Raw genomic sequence first — 3065 nt, forward strand, 5'->3', positions numbered from 1 at the left:
GTGTTGGATTGGCGGGCTGCCGCCGAGGCTTGTCGGCCACCCGAACTGTGCGGTCGGTGCTGTCGTCCCCACGCCCCACAAACACGAAGCGAGCCGAGCCAAGATAGAAAACAACCGAATAGACGCAGATTCCCGCGAGGTGGACCAGCGGGTTTTCGACGATGCCTGCTGAACGGGCGGCGATTACGACGGCCAGATTGATGCTGTAGGCGACCAGAAAGACACCCCCATAGCGCAGCGCGGTCCCGGGCTTGAAGCCATCGGCTCTGCTGAAGGTCCATTGGCGGTTGAGGAAGAAGCCGAGGACAAGGCCGGCGGCATAGCCCGTGGCGTTGGCAAGGATGTCGCCCAGACCCAGCGCAAGCCCGGCCAGAATGACCGCGTATCCCAGCGCCGTGTTCAACAGACCGACGGCGCCAAATCGCAGCATCCTCGGGAAGTCAAACGGCAGGCTTGACCACATGCGCAAAATATTGGGCTCCGACAGGTACCTTGGTGAGGAAGCGCTCGAACGGCCTCAGTCTCGCAAGCATCCGAGGAAAGAAAATCCGGTAGACGATCCTCGTATTGGCAAGGCCCGCCTCGGCCATGCGCCCGCGCATCTCGCGCGAATTTATCAAAACCGCGTTTTCGTCGAAGGCACAGTTCCTCACCGCGTGCGTGGTCAGCGGGTTCCAAGGATTGTGTTCGAAGACGAAGAAGCTGCCGCCATAGGCCAGCACCCTGCCGATCTCGGCGAACAGTCCGATCTGCAGGTTCTCGGGGATATGGTGGAAGACGCAGGCCGCGAAGGCCAGGTCGAAGCTGCCGTCGGCAAAGGGAATTGTCTTGCCGTCGAAATGCGTGAAGGCGGCCTGGCCGGGAAAGCGCTTGCTGGCGATGTCGAGCGATTCCCGCGAAGGATCGAGCAAGGTGATCTCCGCGTCGGGAAACGCGTTGCGCATATGGCCGAGCGAATTGCCGACGCCGGCGCCGAAATCCAGTATTCGTCGCGGTTTGACACCGGCCCGCCGCAGCGTCGCGGCGACGTCGTCGATCTTGTACCTGGCGAAGAAATCCGGGTTTTCGCCGCTCAGCCTTATGCTTGCGGCATGCTGCTCCTGATATTCCCGCGCAAACTGGTCGAATTCCGCCTCAAGCACGTGCGGCCCTCTTTGCCATCTCCTGCAGGCGATGGACCGGCAATTCGCCGTCCTCCACCGCCTGGCTGCGCGAAACGATCTCGTTGACGAAGTAGAGCGGCCGCCGCTTTGTCTCCATGTACATGCGCCCGAGATACTCGCCGAAGATTCCAAGCACCATAAGCTGGACGCTGCCGAGGATCAGCACGATCGCGGCGAGGCTGGTCCAGCCGGGCAACACGTTTCCGACCGACCATTCGAGCAGCGTGTAGCCGAGCACGACCAGCCCCAGAAGCCCGAACATCATTCCGAGCAGCGAGGCGAACCGCAAGGGCACGATGGAGAAGCTGGTCATGGCGTCGACCGCCAGAAGAAGCATTTTCTTCAGCGGATAGTGGGTGGTGCCGGCAAAGCGGCGGTGCCGCTCATAGGGGAAAGCCACCTGTCTCAGCCCGATCCAGCTCACCATGCCGCGAATGAACCTGTAACGTTCTGGCATCGCGTTCAGATGGTCGAGCGCGCGACGGTTCATCAGTCGGAAATCACCGGTATTCGGGGCTATGTCGACGTCGACCATCCGGCGCAGCAAGCGATAGAACATGGATGCGGAGGCGAGCTTGAACCAGCTTTCGCCATCGCGCGTCAGCCTCTGGCCGTAAACCACATCGAAGCCTTCGTTCATCTTCGTCATCATCGCGCCGAGCAGTTCAGGCGGATCCTGCAGGTCGGCATCGAGAATGAGAATGCGCTGGCCGCGACAGAATTCGAGCCCGGCGCTCAACGCGATCTGGTGGCCGTAATTGCGGGCAAGGTCGATGGCGACGATATGGTCGTCCTTTTCGGCCAGCTGCAGAATGGCCTCGCGCGTACCGTCGGTCGCGCCATCGACGACAAGGACGATCTCGTAGGAAGGGCCTTGCCCAAGGCATGCGGCCGTTACCCGCCGATGCAGTTCGGCCACGCCATCCAGCTCGTTGTAGCATGGGATGACCACCGACAGCATGACGCCGCGTCGCGCGGTGTTTCTCTCCGTCTCCACCAAAGCCTTGCTCCCGCTATCCGATTGGGAATAGCGGCAATTGGTTAGAAAACAGATAAGCCAGCGGGATCGGCCGCAACCGTGGGCCGGCCATCATTTCTGCCGCACGCGGCCACCGCCCGAACCGGCAACTCCATGCGGATGCGGGCGCCTTGCCAGGAGCCGGCCAATATCCGGATGGAGCCATCGTGCAGCAGTGCGATCTGCCGGGCAAGGTTCAATCCCAGGCCCGCGCCGCGCGATTGCGGCCGCAGTCGGTAGAAGGGCTCGAAAACGTTCTCGTGCTCATCGGCTGGAATGCCTGGGCCTTCGTCGCGGATTTCGACGCCGCCGTTTTCATCGATCGCTATGGTGATCGTGCCGGAACCGCCGCCATGATCGATGGCATTGCGCACGAGATTTGCCAGCGCCCGCTCGATCTGCAGCACGTTGATCTCGACATGGACCTTGTTGGCTGGCGGCTCGAAGGCAAGATCGTAGCCTGCTTCGATGGCGAGCGGGGCGAAGTCGGCGGCGACCCGGCCGACAAGATCGCAGAGGTCTATGATCTGGCGCTGGTCCGCCGGGCGGTCGAGCAGCTGGTGGTCGAGCAGCTGTTGCGCAAGATGCGACAGGCGCTCGATGTCATGCAGCAGGCGCGCGCTTTGCGGTTCCTGCTTCAGCAATTCGGCGCGCGTGCGCAGGATGGCGATCGGCGTGCGCAGTTCGTGCGCCGCGTCGGTGAGGAAGCGGTTGTGCCGGTCATAGCCCTGGGCGAGGCGCGCCAGCGTCTGGTTGAAGGCATGCACCAGCGGCGCGATCTCCTGCGGCACATTCTTGACCGGCAGCTGCATCGCACGGGTGCCGATGTCGATGCGCGCGGCCTGCTGGACGGTGTCGACGAGGCCGGCAAACGACCGGCGCAC

Annotated in this window: 4 protein-coding genes; all 4 read right to left on the bottom strand. The window is 62.7% G+C overall.

All coding sequences use genetic code 11. From position 1 onward, the window contains the following. A partial coding sequence (locus tag ENZ75_RS26615; RefSeq protein ID WP_245481249.1) for a GtrA family protein occupies window positions 1-403 on the bottom strand: 403 nt, incomplete at its 3' end. Between the two features lie 37 nt (window positions 404-440). Further along, window positions 441-1142 (bottom strand): class I SAM-dependent methyltransferase, encoded by a 702-nt coding sequence (locus ENZ75_RS26620; RefSeq protein ID WP_063170022.1) that lies wholly within the window; start codon window positions 1140-1142, stop codon window positions 441-443. Then, the gene (locus ENZ75_RS26625; RefSeq protein ID WP_181172679.1) at window positions 1135-2124 is read right to left on the bottom strand and encodes a glycosyltransferase family 2 protein; all 990 of its coding nucleotides are present in this window, start codon (window positions 2122-2124) and stop codon (window positions 1135-1137) included. Before ENZ75_RS26625 ends, ENZ75_RS26620 begins: the two co-directional genes overlap by 8 nt. Window positions 2125-2204: 80 nt before the next feature. Continuing rightward, window positions 2205-3065 (bottom strand): HAMP domain-containing sensor histidine kinase (locus ENZ75_RS26630; protein ID WP_164888020.1); only part of this gene is annotated, 861 nt, incomplete at its 5' end.

This window comes from Mesorhizobium sp. M7A.F.Ca.CA.002.04.1.1 (assembly GCF_004022805.1).
Lineage (GTDB): Bacteria > Pseudomonadota > Alphaproteobacteria > Rhizobiales > Rhizobiaceae > Mesorhizobium > Mesorhizobium ciceri.